This window comes from candidate division WOR-3 bacterium (assembly GCA_016867815.1).
Classification (GTDB): Bacteria; Hydrothermota; Tepidihabitantia; order Tepidihabitantales; family Tepidihabitantaceae; genus UBA2258.
On the sequence record VGIR01000008.1, the window covers coordinates 45133 to 61080 of the forward strand.

Annotated in this window: 10 protein-coding genes; 2 read left to right on the forward strand and 8 right to left on the reverse strand. The window is 62.6% G+C overall.

The genetic code is table 11. The features are described 5' to 3' along the window. Positions 1-13: 13 nt before the first annotated feature. The 5 genes from FJY68_02450 to FJY68_02470 form a co-directional block, all read right to left on the reverse strand. Positions 14-1300: a hypothetical protein gene (locus FJY68_02450; protein ID MBM3330696.1), complete on the reverse strand. Its 1287-nt coding sequence runs from the start codon at positions 1298-1300 to the stop codon at positions 14-16. A 66-nt stretch (positions 1301-1366) separates the two neighbouring features. After that, complete coding sequence (locus tag FJY68_02455) at positions 1367-1801, reverse strand: hypothetical protein (GenBank protein MBM3330697.1); 435 nt, start codon at positions 1799-1801, stop codon at positions 1367-1369. Beyond that, on the reverse strand, positions 1779-2396 hold the full coding sequence (locus FJY68_02460; GenBank protein MBM3330698.1) for a hypothetical protein: 618 nt from the start codon (positions 2394-2396) through the stop codon (positions 1779-1781). The genes FJY68_02455 and FJY68_02460 overlap by 23 nt, the downstream gene beginning before the upstream one ends. A 470-nt stretch (positions 2397-2866) precedes the next feature. Beyond that, entirely contained in the window at positions 2867-4978 is a 2112-nt protein-coding gene (locus FJY68_02465; protein MBM3330699.1) for a tetratricopeptide repeat protein, read from the reverse strand. Next, the gene (locus tag FJY68_02470) at positions 4975-6948 is read right to left on the reverse strand and encodes a tetratricopeptide repeat protein (protein ID MBM3330700.1); all 1974 of its coding nucleotides are present in this window, start codon (positions 6946-6948) and stop codon (positions 4975-4977) included. Before FJY68_02470 ends, FJY68_02465 begins: the two co-directional genes overlap by 4 nt. 322 nt (positions 6949-7270) lie before the next feature. On the opposite strand from FJY68_02470, the gene FJY68_02475 reads away from it, so the two are divergent. Further along, positions 7271-10168 (forward strand): T9SS type A sorting domain-containing protein, encoded by a 2898-nt coding sequence (locus FJY68_02475; protein MBM3330701.1) that lies wholly within the window; start codon positions 7271-7273, stop codon positions 10166-10168. A 273-nt stretch (positions 10169-10441) separates the two neighbouring features. On the opposite strand, the gene FJY68_02480 is transcribed toward FJY68_02475, so the two are convergent. From FJY68_02480 to FJY68_02490, 3 genes are all read right to left on the reverse strand, one after another. Continuing rightward, positions 10442-11644: a Zn-dependent exopeptidase M28 gene (locus tag FJY68_02480; protein MBM3330702.1), complete on the reverse strand. Its 1203-nt coding sequence runs from the start codon at positions 11642-11644 to the stop codon at positions 10442-10444. Positions 11645-12498: 854 nt separating this feature from the next. Then, complete coding sequence (locus FJY68_02485) at positions 12499-12909, reverse strand: hypothetical protein (GenBank protein ID MBM3330703.1); 411 nt, start codon at positions 12907-12909, stop codon at positions 12499-12501. Next, positions 12902-13672 (reverse strand): hypothetical protein, encoded by a 771-nt coding sequence (locus tag FJY68_02490; protein MBM3330704.1) that lies wholly within the window; start codon positions 13670-13672, stop codon positions 12902-12904. Before FJY68_02490 ends, FJY68_02485 begins: the two co-directional genes overlap by 8 nt. Before the next feature lie 526 nt (positions 13673-14198). Between FJY68_02490 and FJY68_02495 the strand changes: the two genes are divergently transcribed. Next, positions 14199-15948, forward strand: a 1750-nt coding sequence (locus FJY68_02495) for a YncE family protein (GenBank protein ID MBM3330705.1), incomplete at its 3' end; no start/stop codon positions are given.

Genomic DNA, 15948 nt, shown 5'->3' on the forward strand with positions numbered 1-15948 from the left:
AGTTCATTCAGCCCTAGATCCGGCGTACCGTCCCGGTCAGTTCCTTGCGCAGGATGCGCATCGGCCGGCTGTACGTCGGTCGGGCGGTTATGGTTACTTTGTACTCGCCCTCGGGCACCAGCACTCCGTTGTCGTCCCGGCCGTCCCAGACAATCAAGACCTCGCCTGGATGCTGTCTGTGCGGTGGGGCAAGCGAACGAACCAGTGTACCGGAAGGCGCGGTGATGTCCACCTGAATGTTGGCCATCTCAGTGATATAGAGCGCGATGGTGGTGCCGGGCTGGAGCGAGTCGAACTCGGCCGGATAGAAGCCTATGAGGTAGGCGTCGAGTCCGATCCAGTAGTACTGGCCGCCGTTCGCCTCGGAAACGAAGACCTGTCCGAATCGGCGCCAGATGGCAATGCCGGCCGGGGAGTCGAAGGAAGTGCCTTCGACTCCCTGCCGGCCAAAAGAGACGATGTACCTCAGGTCCATATCGAAGAGGTGGATCTGAGAGTTGGTCTGGTCGGTAACGTAGACATTTCCGTGTCGGTCGAAGGCGCAGTAGGCAAAACCGGCTTCATCCAGACCAATGCGGCGCATGTCGACCATACGCCGCTGCCGGCCGTCGTCGAGCGAGAACTGGCTGATGCGGGTCCGTCCCCGGTCAATGACCACCGCGGAACTGACTTGGAAGTCGTTGTGGTCGGCCTCAGGGTCGAGCACGCAGATCCCGGTCGGACCCTCCAGGTCGGCTGTCCAGGTCGTGACTGTCTTGCCCAGGGAATCGAGGACGACGATCCGGTTGTTGCCGCTGTCCGCCACGTAGACGCGACCGCGGGTGTCGATGGCGACGTCCCGCGGTGCGTCAAGACCGGAATCCACTGTCGAGACCCAACTCAGCCTTGCGTGTTCGTACTTGAGCCTGACCACCCGGTCGTTGTCGGTGTCGGCAACGTAGACATCGCCGTGCTTGTTGCAGGCGATACCGTGCGGATGGCTGAAACGGCCGGTATCGCTCCCCGGCGACCCGTAGATGCGCGGCTCGATCAGTTTCACGTTGTAGACGATCTGGCTGGAGCCGGAATTGACTCCGAACATGGTCAGGATGTGGTCGTCGTTCGACGTAGTGGTGTCATCCTCCGCGACCATCTTCGCCCCGCACATTCCCTGCGGGTCTTCGAGTTTGAAACTCCGCCCCAGATACATGCTGATGTAGAGCCGGCCGATTCGATTGAATCCCATGGTGTGGGTGAATGGTGGCACCAGGAGCGTGGTGGGGTCGTAGCCGATCAGTGCCAGGACGAGGGCAAGCTGCACTAACTAGATACTAGCAGGCCGGGGTTATCAGTCAAGCCACCGAGCCGGTTCGTTCCCGGCAAGGCGCTAGCGTCGGCTGCGGGCCTGTTTCGCCTCGATCTCCGCGAGGCGGGATGCGACTATCTTCCGGACCAGCGCAGAGGGTATGGGTTTCTCCCCGGTGAAGTGGATGGTGCCTTTGGTCAGGGTGAAACCTTCGAGCTCGGCCGCGAACTCGCGCAGCTGCGTCGGGCTCATCGGGAAGAGGCTGCAGTGGTCCTTGAAAGCAGCGTAGCAGACGAGCACTTTGCCCTGCCTGAACGCCGGCATCCTCCAGGCCATGAGTTCTACGGCCTTGGGCGCGGCGGCTCTGATGTCTTTCCGCAGTCTGGAAAGCGCTGTCCGAGAGTCCTTCGGCAACGCCTTCAGGTAGGCGTCCACCGCCTTCACTCCGGCATCTGCAGTTGCACCCTTTGTCGCCTGCGGTCTGACCTGTCTTCTAGAACTCGTAGGTGATGGCATTGTGCGCCTCCGTAATCAGCCTCCGCGCAAGCATCGTAGCGATGATCCGCTCGACTTCCTGCGTCGGTATTCTCTTCTGGAACATGGCCGAGATGGCCTGCGACAGGGTCTTGCGCTTGCGCGGGCGTCCGCGCTTCTCAAGGTTGCCGAGTACCTCGACTACGCGCTTCAACTTCGGCTCCTCGGCGGCCGGGACGGACGGTGCGGCGGTCACGGCCTTGTGATGCAGCTCGCCGAGGCTGGTGATGCGCCGGCATTTCATCGCGCCGGAATTCAGGAACCGGACCAGCGGGTCGAATCCCTTATCTCGAGACAGTATCGTGCATTCCGGCCTGGGCGACTTGTCGAAGACCCGGCCGAGTTGGAAGGCGATGAAGAAGTCGAGAGCGTTGCTGCCGTTGCCGGTGATCTTCTGCCACTCGACGCGGCTGCCGAGTTGTTGCGCCCGCGTGACGAGGTCAAAGGGGACGCTCTTCTGGTCAGCGCCGACGAATATGATGACGCGATAGCTGTCATCCAGTCTGGCCAGTTCGACCTGTTGTACGTTTTCGAAGTCAACGAGCAGCAATCGCGGCTTGTCGGCGGTGGCTACCATGATACCTCACATTCAGTGTTTTGGCCTGGGTCTCCGGCACTAGCCTGGTTCATCCTTGCCCTGCGATTCTCCATCAATCCGGCCCAGATGTCAAGGGCTGGAGATTCTCCGTCGGGCAGTGGAGCAGGCGGAGAACCGGCGACACGGGCAGGCGACATCGTCCCTGCTGCCTCTGGCAGCGTCCGGCCTACACTCCTTCCATTATCGCCTGCGACCTGTTGTGTCGGTCGTGTCGGGTCTTGCTGATGGGGTTGGCCGTGACGAATCAGGCCTGACCGGCCTTGGGCGGAAGCCGGGTCAGCCGCCTCCCGTCCCGTTCCCTGCACACGAGAGACCTCCAAACAACAGCATCACCGCGGCAAACACGATATATCTCAACACATATGTTGGGACCGGCAGACGGCCAGAGACGATTCGGTACGATGTGGTGTGCAGTCGGGGAAGCAGGCCAAGACCCAGGTATGACGGCTTCACTGCGTAGAGTGGTTCTGCTTCAACAACGAGTCGAAGTCAGGACCGACTGTCCCGCCGAGGCGGCGGATGGCTGCGAGCTGCAGGCGGGCGTCGTCGAGCCTGCCAACCTTGTAGAGACAGACCATGTAGTTGTAGCGGAGTGCAAGGTTTTCCGGCACGAGCTGTATCGCCGTGTCGTACTGAGGAATTGCCTGTGAGTACCTGTCGAGTTTCTGCAGAACGTCGGCAAGTTCGGCGCGGAAGTCCGCCTGTTCCGGTGCCAGGCCCACCGCTTTGCCGAGTTCGAGGCAGGCAGCCTCAAGTTGTCCCCGGCGCTTGTGGATTCCGCCCAGGAAGAAGTGGGTTGACGGCGTGGAGGGGGCGGTGCGCGCTGCATCCGAGAGGAGCTGGAACGCCCGGTCCATAGCACCGCGTTCAAACATGATTATGCCGAGGTTGCGCGAGGCCTCGGCTTGCCCCGGGTACATGCTGAGCGCGTCTTCAAAGGCGGCGATGGCTCTTGATGTGTCGCTCTCGTGATAGTATAGCACGCCGAGATTGACGAGGCCCTGCGCGGCTTCGTTCCTGCTGTTGCTGCGGCGGAGGGGGTACAAAGTCAATGCCAGCGCGACGAGGACTAGTGTGAATCCGCCTGCCAGTCGCGGTAGCCACTTTGAGCCCGGCCGGCCGCGGTCCTCGGCAGCGGCGCGGATGGAATCAACGAGCCACGGCAACATCGCCCCCGCGAATGGTAGCAGGGCCGGCAGTGCGGGAGTGCGGTAGCGGGAGAAGATGAAGAAGACGATGACCGATGCCGCTGACGCGAAGAAGAAGATCGTCAGAGAGACCCGTCCAAGACCACGGGCGGTGAGCACCATCGCGGCAGAGCCGAGCGCGAAGACCAGCCCGAATGACAGCAAGGGAAGACGCAGTACCCAGGAGTGGCGGGCAAAGGAGTACATGTCTTCGTTGTCCGGAACTTCGTAGTCGTTGAAGTAGAGCATAGTCTTGCGCCAGAGCAGTTTTGTGAAATCGCGGCCATGCCTGGTTGCCCAGTGTATTGCCTCTCGGGTGTAGAAGCGGGAGACAGCGGAAGGAGAGAGCGGCTTCCCGGCAGCTCTGCTGGCGTGTCGGGCGAAGTCGGACTGCTCAAACTCAGTCGTCGGTCTGACCCAGGGCGGCGCCTGGTACTGGCCGGTCGCATTGTAGGGGCTGTTGCCGATGTAGAGGTTCTGACCTGCCTGGGTGGTAGTGAGCACGAACTCGCGGGCGAGGAGCGAGTTGCGGATGGACACCGGGGCGATGATGAGCAGTGCGCCCAAGAGGCCGGCGGCCGCGGACGCGATCCGCGGCTTGCGGCCGGTAGCCGGCGGCCTGAGCGCCAGCGCCAGAGGCAGCAGAGGCGTGAACAGCAGCATGTTGGCGCGGGTCAAGGCGGCAAGGCCCAGCCCGAGCCCGCTGGTGAACGGCCACAGCAGGGATCGGATGCCCGGGCTGCGGCCCGGGACTTGCCGTTCCTGGGTCAGGGCTCTGACGAACAGGAAGATAAACAGGGCGGTGAGGAAGATCGCGAGCGCTGTCTTTTCAATCTGGCTCTCGTAGAAGATGAACGGTTTGTATAGCGCGGCGAAGACCGCGGCAATGATCCCCGCCCGCCAGTCGAAAAGACGCTGGGCCGTATCGTAGACGATCAGCAGGAGCAGCACACCAAGTACGAACTGGAGGAGGTAGACTGCCCAGTAGCTGTGTCCGAACACCGAGTAGACGAGAGCGAGCAGGTAGGGGTAGAGCGGGTCCTGGTAGAACGGTGCCTTGACCGTCGCAGCCACTTCCGGCGTGCTGGGCCTGCCGATGATGGCCAGCGCCCACCGGTCGTAGGCCTGTCCGTCGATCACCGGACGCGTGAAAGACGGCGAGTCCGAGATGTCGAGGATGTTGGCGACGCGCAGTCCGGCGCCCAGGACAACTACCGCGACGAGAAGCCATGTGGGAGTGCAGGTCGGCCGGCCACGCTGTCGGCGCGGCATCGCAAATGGATGGACCTGCCCACAGGTTCGGCTTGCCGTGCGCTTCCCTACGTTCTTCGAAGGGGGATGGGAGCCCCCGTTTTTCCCCCGGGCCGTGGTCATGGATTCCTGCTGTCGGCGGATCTGACGGAGCCGGTGCGCAGCAAGGAGTCGAATCTGGGGTTGATAGCGCCGCCGAGGCGACGCGCGGCCTCGAGTTCGATTCTGGCCTCGGCATACCTGCCGACGTTGTACAGGCACACCGCGTAGTTGTGCCGGACAACGGGATTGTCCGGTCCCAGTTGGATCATCGTGTCATACTGCGCGAGCGCCTGCGGGTACCTGCTGAGCTGCTGCAGCGCGGTGGCCAGTTCGAAGCGGAACTCTACGCGACCCGGCGCCAGACCCACCGCCTTGCCAAACTCGGTGAAGGCGCTCTCGGTCTGTCCCCGGCGGATGTGGATCCTGCCAAGGAACAGGTGGGTCGTCGGGTTGGAAGGCTCTGCGCGGGACGCATCCGACAGGAGCTGAAAGGCACGGTCTACGTTGCCCCGGGCGAGCAAGAGGATGCCGAGGTTGCGCGACGCCTCGGCATGGCCGGGCCTGGTGCGGAGCGCCTCCTCAAAGGTGGCAACGGCCCTGACAGTGTCGCCTTCGTGGTAGTAGAGCGAGCCGAGGTTCACGAGGCTCTGTGCCGCTTCGGTCTTGCCGGCTCCGTGGTGAACCGGGTAGAGCGTCAGGGCGAAAACGACAACGACGATGGCCAGCCCGCCCGCCAGCCGGGCGGGGAACGCCGGACGACGTGCGCGCGGCGATTGCCGCAGTCCGACGGAGTCGGCCAGGCAGGGGAGCATCGCGCCGGCAAAGGGGAAGAGCGCGGGCAGCGCCGGCAGGCGGTAGCGCGAGAATACGAAGAAGACAATGACCGAAGCGGCGTATCCGAAGTAGAAGACGACCAATGACAGCGGGGCAAGCCCGCGCGCGAGCAGGATCATCGCGGCCAGGCCGAGTGCGAAGACCAGGCCGAAGGAAAGCAGGGGAAGCCGCAGGACCCAGGAGTAGCGGGAGAAGAAGTAGAGGTCCTGGTTGTCCGGGACCTCGAAGTTGTTGAAGTAGAGGACCGATTTGCGCCAGATGAGCCGGGCGAAGTCGCGAAGATGGCTGGTCGCCCAGCTCCACGCGGAACGCGTGTAGAAGCGGGAGACGCCCGAATAGGAGAGAGTCCTGCCCGCGGTCTTGTTGGCATACTCGGCAAAATCGGGTTGCTCGAAGTCGGGATTCGGTCTCACCCAGGGCGGCGCCTGGTACTGACCGGTGGTGTTGTACTGGCTGTTGCCTATGTAGAGGTTCTGGCCTGCCTGGGTGGTTGTGAGCACGAATTCACGCGCCAGAATCGAATTGCGGATTGACACCGGTGCGATGACGACCAGTACGCCGAGCAGGCTGGACGCGGCGGCCCCGATCCTGAGCCTGCGGTTCCTGGCTTGCGGGTTGAGCGCCAGCGCCAGGGGCAGCAGCGGTGCAAACAGCAGCGAGTTGGCGCGCGTAAGCGCGGCCAGGCCCAGGGCGAGTCCTGTGGCCAGAGGCCACAGGAATGGCAAAGCCCGATGTCCGACCGACGCAGGGCGGGTATGGAGAGAACGGACGAGCAGCCAGAGGAAGAGGGCAGTGAGGAAGACGGCGAGCGAAGTCTTCTCAATCTGGCTCTCGTAGAAAATGAGCGGTTTGTAGAGGGCGGCGATGGCGGCGGCCGCGACGGCGGCGCGGCGGTCGAACAGGCGGCGGGTCGTGTCGTACACCAGCAAGAGAAAGATCATCGCCAGCGCCAGCTGGCCCAGGTAGACGGCCCAGTAGCTGTGGCCGAAGGCCGTGTAGATGAGGGCGAGGAAGTAGGGGTAGAGCGGGTCCTGGTAGAAGGGCAGTCCCGGGGCTTCGCCTTTGACGATAGCCATGGCCCAGGTGTCGTAGGCCTGGCCATCAATCACGGGCCGCGCGAAGAACGGTGAGTTCGACAGGTCCGCCAGATTGGCGATACGCAGACCCAGGCCGACCAGGAGGATGGCAGGCAGCAGCCAGGTCAATCTGGAGTTCACTGTGACGGAATGCGGCGGAGCTTTCACGCGTAAGTAGTCTATGAATGCACAGGCCGCTGTAAAGGCGGGCAGGATTACGCCCGCAGCGTCGCCGCAAATCCCGGGTCTAACAGATGTTGATTGACTGCAGGCAGACACGTTCTATAATCAATTGTTGCCGCAGGCAGAGGCGTGCGGCCGACCGGGTTAGATCCTCTGGGCGGCCTTTCACGCACCTTGCCGGTTCCGGGTTCTGTCGACCAGGTTTTCGGGTGCCTGGGTCAGCGTCAGAGGCAACTGGTTGCCTTTATTGGGATTGCACTTCCGTCAAAGGAGGTCGGTCATGAAGTCGAGAGATACGCTATTCCCTGGTATTGCTTTGCTTGGTCTGGCTTTGGCTCTCACTACCGGCGTGGCCTTCGGCCAGACCGAGGTTTGGGCGAGCCACTACAGCGGTGACGGCTTTCAGAACGAAGCTACAGCCATCGTCCTGTCGCAGGATACGACCGTGGTCATTACCGGCTTCAGCGTCGGCTCTGACTTCAGCCGCGACATCTACACCATGAAGCTTCGGCGGAGCGACGGCGGTGAAGTGTGGGCGACTCGCTGGTCCGGTCCCTCCGGATCACGCGACGAAGCGTGGTCGGTGGCGGTTGACGACCTCGGCGACGTGTTCGTGACCGGAAGGACGTACACGGCCGCGACCGATACCGACTTCGTCGTGATCAAGTACGGCGGTGACGGCACCGAACTCTGGACCAGGACCTACAACAACGGTGGTGTGGACGTAGCGCGGGTCGTGGTGGCGGACCAGCGCGGCGGCTGCTTCGTGACCGGATACAGCAATGCCGGTTCCGGCAACGGCAACCAGGATTACGTAACGATTCACTACGATGCCGATGGCGGCCAACGCTGGGTTTCCCGGATTGGCGGGCCCGGCAGCTGGCACGACTACCCGACCGGCATGCTGCTGGGCGCTGCGGGCGGCCTCTTTCTCACCGGTTACTCTTGGGGTGGATCCGAAACGCAGTATGACTACCTGACCGTCAGGCTTGACACGTTGGATGGCGATACCGTCTGGGTGCGGCGCTACGACGGCACCGGCAGCGCGCCCAAGGCCGACTACGCCTACGATATCGCCCAGGACGATTCGCAGTACATCTACGTAACCGGCAGGGCCGGAGAGCAGGGCACCTGGTATGATGCAACCACCATAAAGTACACCCCGTCCGGCACGGCCATCTGGGTCAACCGGTTCGACGCCGGCTGGCTGGGGACAGACGGCGGCGGGCAGGTGGTGGTGGATGGACGCTTCAACGTCTACGTAGGCGGTATCGTGCTCGACGCGGTCAACGACATGTACGACTTTCTCACCTTTCGCATCAACCAGGACAACACCAACCCGTGGTTCCAGACGTTCGATGCCAACGTCGAAGACGACGACAGCCTGACCGCCATGGTCGTCGACGACCGGGGTAACGTCTGCGTGACCGGCTGGACCTACGTCTACCAGGGCGACATCGACTGGATGACCATCAAGTACAACGCCGACGGCGCCAAGATCTGGAGTGCCAGCCACCAGACCTTCGGCGAGGACGACCAGCCGTTCGGGATCGTGATGGACGAGAATGGGGAGTACTACGTTACCGGGTTCGACTATGCCGGGCCGGACGAGAACTACTGCACGGTCAAGTACACCGAGGACGACGTGGGTGCGTTCCGCGTCGTGCTGCCGGACGACAGCTTCCGCCTCGGCGCCACGGTCGTGCCGCGCGCCTGGGTCCGCAACTACAGCGCGCTCACGTCCAGATCGTTCGCCATCCGCTGCGAGATCGGCGGGTTCTACTTCGACGCCCAGTCGGTGGACACTATACCCGCCTACGATTCGGTCGAAGTTTCATTCTCGCCCTGGCCGGTAGAACAAGCCGCACTGGGTACCAACCAGGTCGAGTGCTACACCATGCTCGAAGTGGACAAGGAACTCACCAACGACACGGTCTATGCGCAAGTGACGGGTGTACCCGCCTGGGAGCGGCTGCCCGACGTACCGGCGGGAACCAGGCGCAAGTCGGTGCAGATGGGCGGTTCTCTTGGCAGTGTGTCGGACTCGCTGGTCCTGGCCTTGAAAGGCAACAACACGGACGAGCTGTATATCTACAACGCCAGGCAGAACACCTGGTCCCAGGGCTCGCCGATCCAGGGCCGGAAGAAGGTGAAAGCCGGGGCCCAGCTGGAAGGCGACACTTCGGGCAATGCCTACGCGTTCAAGGGCAACAACTGCGTTGAGTTCTGGAGGTACTCGGTCGAGGCACGGTCCTGGTCGCAGAAGCGTGACTATCCGCGCGGAGGCGGGAAGAAGTTGAAGGCCGGTTCGAACCTGGCCTTCGTGCCGCAGCTGAATGCCTTCTATGGCAGCAAGGGCAATACCTACGAGTTCAACCTCTACGACATTGCGACCGACAACTGGCTGCCGAAGCGCGCGGTCCCGGCCGGGCCATCCGGGCGCCGTAAGCCCAAGGACGGCACGGTGATGGCCTACGACGGTGTAGGCACCATCTACCTGCTCAAGGGCGGCACCCACGAGTTCTATGGCTATTCGGTCGCGAGCGACTCCTGGTACCCGCTCAAAGACATCCGCTACTCCGGGTACACCAGTAGAAGGCGGAAGATGAAGAAGGGCGCGGCCGCCGCGTTCGACACCGAGCACAACCGCTTCTACGCCCTGAAAGGCGGCAAAGGCGGCGAGTTCTGGTTCTACGACCCGGCGCAGGATACCTGGGTCGAGCCGTCGGTGGACAGCTTCCCGACGCCGCCGAGGATGAGACTGCCCTACACCGGCGCTGACATCTGCTACGGTGCCGGCAAGATCTTCGCCCTGCGCGGGAACAAGACCAACGAGTTCTGGCGCTACAACGCCAACTTCCCGCTCGACTTCGGCGCGGGCAAATCCGGGGCGCAGGCGGGAGATGCCTCGCCGCTGCGGTTCCAGCTCTCAGCCGCGCCAAACCCGTTTGCTCGCCGCACCTGGCTCTCCTACTCGCTCCCCTCTGCCGCGCACGTGCGACTTGAGCTCTACGATGCGGTCGGCAGGCTGGTGCGGGTCGTCGGCAACGGGCGGCAGGGCGTGGGCCGGCACGTCGTCGCACTCGACTCCGACGGCCTTGCCGCCGGGGTCTACCTGGTGCGGCTCGACACCGGCCCCGGCAGCGAAGCCCGGACCGTCAAACTCGTAGTCCGATAGCCGGACTCAGCGGGTGCCGTACCCGCCCAACAATGCCGGGGCGCACTTCCGTGCGCCCCGGCAGTTTCGCCTGGGAGTAGCCGACCGTCGGCGGGTCGCTGACTTCCGAAGTCGGGGGCCTGCGCCCGCAAACCGCGACCTCCGAACCAGCAACCAAGGACAAGGAACCTGGAACCGGTGACTCGCGCGGGTGCGGGCAGAGGCGTCAATAGCGGGAAGGGGAGGGAGATGGAATGGGCGAGGCGGAGTCTCGCCACCCGGTTCCGAGATATCCTAGATTGACCTGACCAGGGCAGCAAGCGCCCGGGCAACCTCGACCAGTTTACCGCACTCGACGATCTCCGGCAGGTCCTTCTCGGTGTGCGTTACGGTACGCATCAACTCGGGCACCAATCCGGAGGTGAGAGCAACAGCCGGGACCCCGGCCTGGACGAATACCATGTGGTCACCGCTCTGCCAAGGCTCACCGGGGACCAGGCCGGCAGAACCGGCGAGCGTGTTGCCGACCCGGCGCGCCAGTTGCTTCGCGCAGCCGTAGAGCGAGTACTCGGTCTTCCCCTTCACGTACCCGACGTCATCCACGTTCACCGCGAGCACGATACCGGTCATCGCGTCTCCGTAGCGTTTCAGGTAGTCCATCTGCCCGGCCGCGCTGTAGTGGTCCTCTCCGTTGAGGGCGACGATCTCCACCCCGAGTTCGCCGTCGTAGTCTGCCAGCATCCCGGCCAGGAGCAGCAGCACTACGGTTCCGGACGCGTTGTCCGACGCCCCGGGCGAGTCCTCGTAGGCGTCGATGTGCGCGGTCAGTACAATCTTCCGGGCCGCGCCGGCGTTCAGCCGCGCGACCACGTTCGACCCCTTAGCCCGCCGGCGACCTCCGTCAATCCGAAGACGCAGCCTCGCGCCGGCGTGCCGCGCCAGCTCTCTTCCGACCTGGTCGCGGCAGTGGGCGCAGGGGATCCCGAAGTCGCCGTCCACGATGAGGGGGAACGGGTCCAGCGCGCCGACCATATCCGGGTTGCGCTTCGTTGCCGCCACGATGGCGGCCGGATGCTTCTGCTCGAGCAACGCGACGACCCGCCGGTGGTGCTCCGGGTTGTAGAAGACGAAGTTCTTCGGCATCAACTGCTCATCGCATATCGGACCGCGCAGCAGCAGAATCCTGTCGCGGCAGTCCGCGCGCTCCAGTTGGCTGACGGTCGAGACGGCCACCAGCCCGGTCCGTACGTCGCAGCTCAATGTGTACGGGCTGGCCAGCACCTCGAACCGCCCGTTTCCAAGCGAGGCGCGGGCGACCGGGTGGTCGAGGCAATCGAAAGGCGTCGCGTCCACCTCGTATCCGAATCGCCGGACCGTGCGGGCAAAGAAAGCGGTGGCCGCGCGGTTCCCGGCCGAGCCGGTGCGCCGGTTCGGCTTCACCGAACAGAGCTTCTCAAGGTAGGCAGCCGCCTTGCTTCCGGGGTCACTCGTTGACATGCAACTCCTCTCGAGTCCGCAAGGGCGGACGGCGTTCTCTCTGCACCACGACAACCTAGCAGGGGCTGGTCTGATGTCAACTCCAGGCGGAAGACGTTCAGGGGCAGCGGTCAGCCGGCTTGAGCTTGAGCTTGTGCTTGCGCTAGTTGGAGGCTGGAGGTCCGCGGGCCACGCCCACGCCAGTCTGCAATCTGCGGTCTGCAATCTGCAATGCCTCGTGGAAGCTGCCCGAGATGGGGTGCTCGTTCCTGACTGCTCCACGCACGGAATGGCCCTCTCTCTCACTCCCTCGGCAGCTCCCCATGGAGCGGCGAGAACCGCTCCCGATTCTCCACCCCGGCTGATGCGGTCTTTCATTTCAGGAGTAACTGAGTCTTTGCATCGCGGAACCGCCCCTCATCAGTGCCCTGAGGCTGTTCGGTCATCGCATTCGGGGGCTGCCCGGGGGACGGTACCCCCAGTGCTGCCCGGGACCGAACCAGGGGCAATGACCTGTAGAAGCTAAGCTGTTCTTTGTCTTAGGCTTAAGCGCACGAGACCAGACCAGATTCGGGTCATCTCGGCCCGGATTCGGGATTTCCGTTTCCCCCGCCGAACACCGCCCGGTTCAATCACAATCCGGCAAGCGTCGGAAGCACGGCTTCATCAAGGTCACCTGGTTGGCTGAGCGCCGTCAGCCGGCTTGAGCTTGTGCTTGCGCTTGGGCTAGCTTGATGCTTGCGGCTTGAGGTCCGCGGGCTACGCCCGCGCCAATCTGCAATGCCTCGTGGGAGCTTCCCGAAATGGGGTGCCTGTCGCACAATCTGTGAAGTTGCCGTCGGCCCGAGACGTGAATTGTCGCAGCTATCGGTAGGCTAGGCGCTGGGCGTCCAGACGTTGTCCACTTTGATGCCCCAGCGCTGGGTGTGGCTCGCCAGGAGTGTCCGGGCATCCTGGTCGCCACACTTCGATGGTATGACAGTCTCGAAGCGCCCCCCGTTGGTGTCCGCGTAGGCTCTGAAGATCCTAAACTGCTCGTGCGTGTGCTCGTCTCCCAGTGTCGCGCAGGACTCGGCCTCCAAGACCACGAAGACACCTGCGTTGTCGCGACATGTTAGGTCGGGGTAGTATCTCTGATCTGGTTGGTTCTGCCAGTGTACTTCAGATGGCGTGGTCCATCCTGGGATGTCCGCGCGTATGTCGGAGTAACCCCTTTTCTGGAAGAACATAGCCATCATCAGAACAAGTTGGTCATGCTCGGCAACTTCGGAGGCCGTCCTAGGCATTGGGTGGAACCTCCGGGCTGGCCTTTCTCGGTTCAGCGACTTCACGGACAGCAACGTACGCCAGACCTAGCTCCGCGACGCACAGCTCTTCTGAGGCGGCATCCCAATACTCAACACGCTTGAGTGAGACAACAACGTGCCCCTTTGGCATCACCATGGCCGTAAGGTGCTGCCTCGCATCGGGGCTCAACGGTAGCTTCCCGAAGTCGAGGACAAGATCCCTGACCGGGTCTTCATCTCGGTTCCGAACGGTGAAGTATCCCTTGAGCAAGAGGATGTGACGAGGCGTGAGGTTCCAAACCTTCAGTTTTACCGCCGGAGTGTCCTTCACCTTGCACAGGTTTCCGAACTCGTCCATTTCGAGTCGTTTGTCTGCAAGGTGCACCTCCCGGCACACCTGCCGTGCCGATTCGGGGAGCTTCTCGTAGGAACTCGTGCTTTGGTAGAGGTTGGCCAGCACAATGCCTTTGTTCGCTGCTAGGACGCCTGCCGTGGCGAGAGCCATGTCCCGTGTGTATACCACGTACATCACGGCTGCCAAGAGCCCGATGGCCTTGGCGAAATTCAGTGCGACAGCCGCCAACCCGTTGTTGTGAAGTACGTACTCCGCCACGGCCGCGATGGTCAGTGCTAGGAGCAGCCCCATGAATACCCACCAGCGTTTCGCAAAACGCCACGCGCGCTTCGACGTGGTGGTTCGTTGCCGGCCGCCGCCCACGACGAGGGCGCCATAGTCAGGCGGGGGCTGTCTGTCGCGTGTCAATGCTTGCCTACAATCTAGCTTGTGGGTACCGCTTGTCAATCCTTGCCGCGCGCATTACCGGGCGGACTACTACTACACGCCTTCCAAGTGGAAGAACGGAGGGGAAGCACCCAGGCAGCTCGCGCTGGTCGTCATCGGACGCGAGATAGGATTAACCCTCGACCGGGACTTGGTGTCTTGGTGGCGAAACTCCGTCCGGCCAGTCATCGTCGGGAGCAGGGGAGAAGTCGGGGTCGGGTTCGTACCTGGGTCTTAATCTCAGCCTCAATCTTGACCTCAACCTCGCGGCGAAGCCGCGACGGATGTCCCGAAGCTTCTTGGAATGGGGTGCCTGGCACTGGTCCCAACGAGTCGCCCAATGGGTGACTATTCCTAGATCTCCCTGCCTGTTGACAGGCGAGAACATCCATTCTACAATTGACACGACTTGAGGGTGCGGCAGACGCAGGGTCTGTCACGCAGGGAACCTCGACGCCGATTCGTGCAAGTTCTGTGAGAAACCTGGAGGCAGCACTTGGCAATCGGAATGAACCGCAGCTCGTTCGGTCGGAACTCAACCTCACACAATCGGGCCGCAAAGGCCGGGGTATTCCTCTGTGCGCTGGCGCTGGGGGTCTCGGTGAGTCTGGCGTGGACTCCGTCGGTTCCCGATACAATCCTGCTGCCGGATTCGCTGGGGCCGTTGCGGCCCGGCTACCATCTGGCCTTCGGCAGTTCGACCGACAACATCTACGTAGCGAGTGAGTCCTCGGACGTCATGGTGGTGGACGGGAACCAATGGGGTACCTTCCAGCGTATCAAGCGCATCTACACCAACGCAGGGATCGGAGGGGCACTGCTGGTCGCGGAGCACAACAAGCTGTATTGTACCTATCCCTCAAGGGGTCGCATCGGTATCATCGACTGCGTCACCAACGACACGGTGGGTTCGATTCCGGTGAGCACGCGCCCGAAGCTGCTCTGCTACAGCAGCGTCAGCGACAAACTGTACTGTTGCGACAGCGTCAACCGAAGGCTCTGGGTAATAGACTGCGCGTCAGATACAGTCCGCAAGGTCATCTCAACTGCGTCCAGCCCCGTCGATATGGTCTATGACCCAACCACCAATAGGGCGTACGTTGCGACCCTAGGGGCGGTGCTCGCGATATCCTGCGTGACCGATTCCGTCGTTGCCAGCATAGACAGGGCAAAGTCGTCGAGAGGGCTGTGCCTTAACAAGCGTCGCCAGAAGCTCTACGTGCCGGGGTCCCGTTACGCCGATCCCGAGACCATCTACGTGGTCTCCACTCAGACCTATGCCGTGACACCCATGACAACGGCTACTCGGGGAATCATACCGCTCTTGGCGTGCAATGAGGCGACCGACCGTCTTTACTATAGCGCCTACGGCTGCGAGGGCGTAGAGGTGTACGACTGCGTGGGCGACACGTACGTGGACTATGAACGCACGCCCTGGTATGAGGCTGAAGCAATTGCTTGCGACACCTTGCATAACCGGCTATTCCGTCTTTCCGAGAACCACCTCTCCATTTATGACTGCGTGACTTTCGATGCCGTCGCCCGGCACAGCGTCGGGATGAGCGATCCCTACCCTGTCCTGGAACTGGACCCGGCCCGCTACAGGGTGATGAGCGCCAACTGGTCTCCCGTGGGTGGCGCGGGCAAGCTCAGAGTGTTTGACTACAAGCACGACACGACGTACAGAAGGGGAATTACTCCGCTCTGCGGCTGGACCGGTAAAATGTGCCGCAATCCCGCAACGGGCAGACTGTACTGCGGTTGGGGCGGAGGCGCGGCCGTGGTAGACGAGCAGACCAACCGTGTGGTCAAACATGCGTATGGCGTCAGCGGCAACATGGTGCACAGCCGTGCGAGCGACAAGTTCTACTCCTCGTCTTCGTATGGCCTCTTCGGCGAGAAGAGCGGACTTGGCGTAGTGGATGGACCGACGGACAGCCTGATCAAGATCGTGGGACTAGGTGACGACCGCTGGCAACTCTTCCCTAGCTGGTGTCCCATTGGGAACAAAGTGTACTGCTTCGCCAGCAGGGGTGCGCGTTTGTTCATGGCGGCGGTGTCTTGCAGCACCGACTCGGTCGTGTGGGAAAGGGACATGTACGACCTCGGCAGATGGTTTAGGTACCTGGACAACGGACTGATGCTGTGCAATCACTCGGATAGCCTGGCGCTCATCGATCCCCGCACAGACAGCGTCCTGGTCGATTCGTCACTGGCGGCGGGCGGCATATACGCGGTCACGCACACCCGAGATGGTG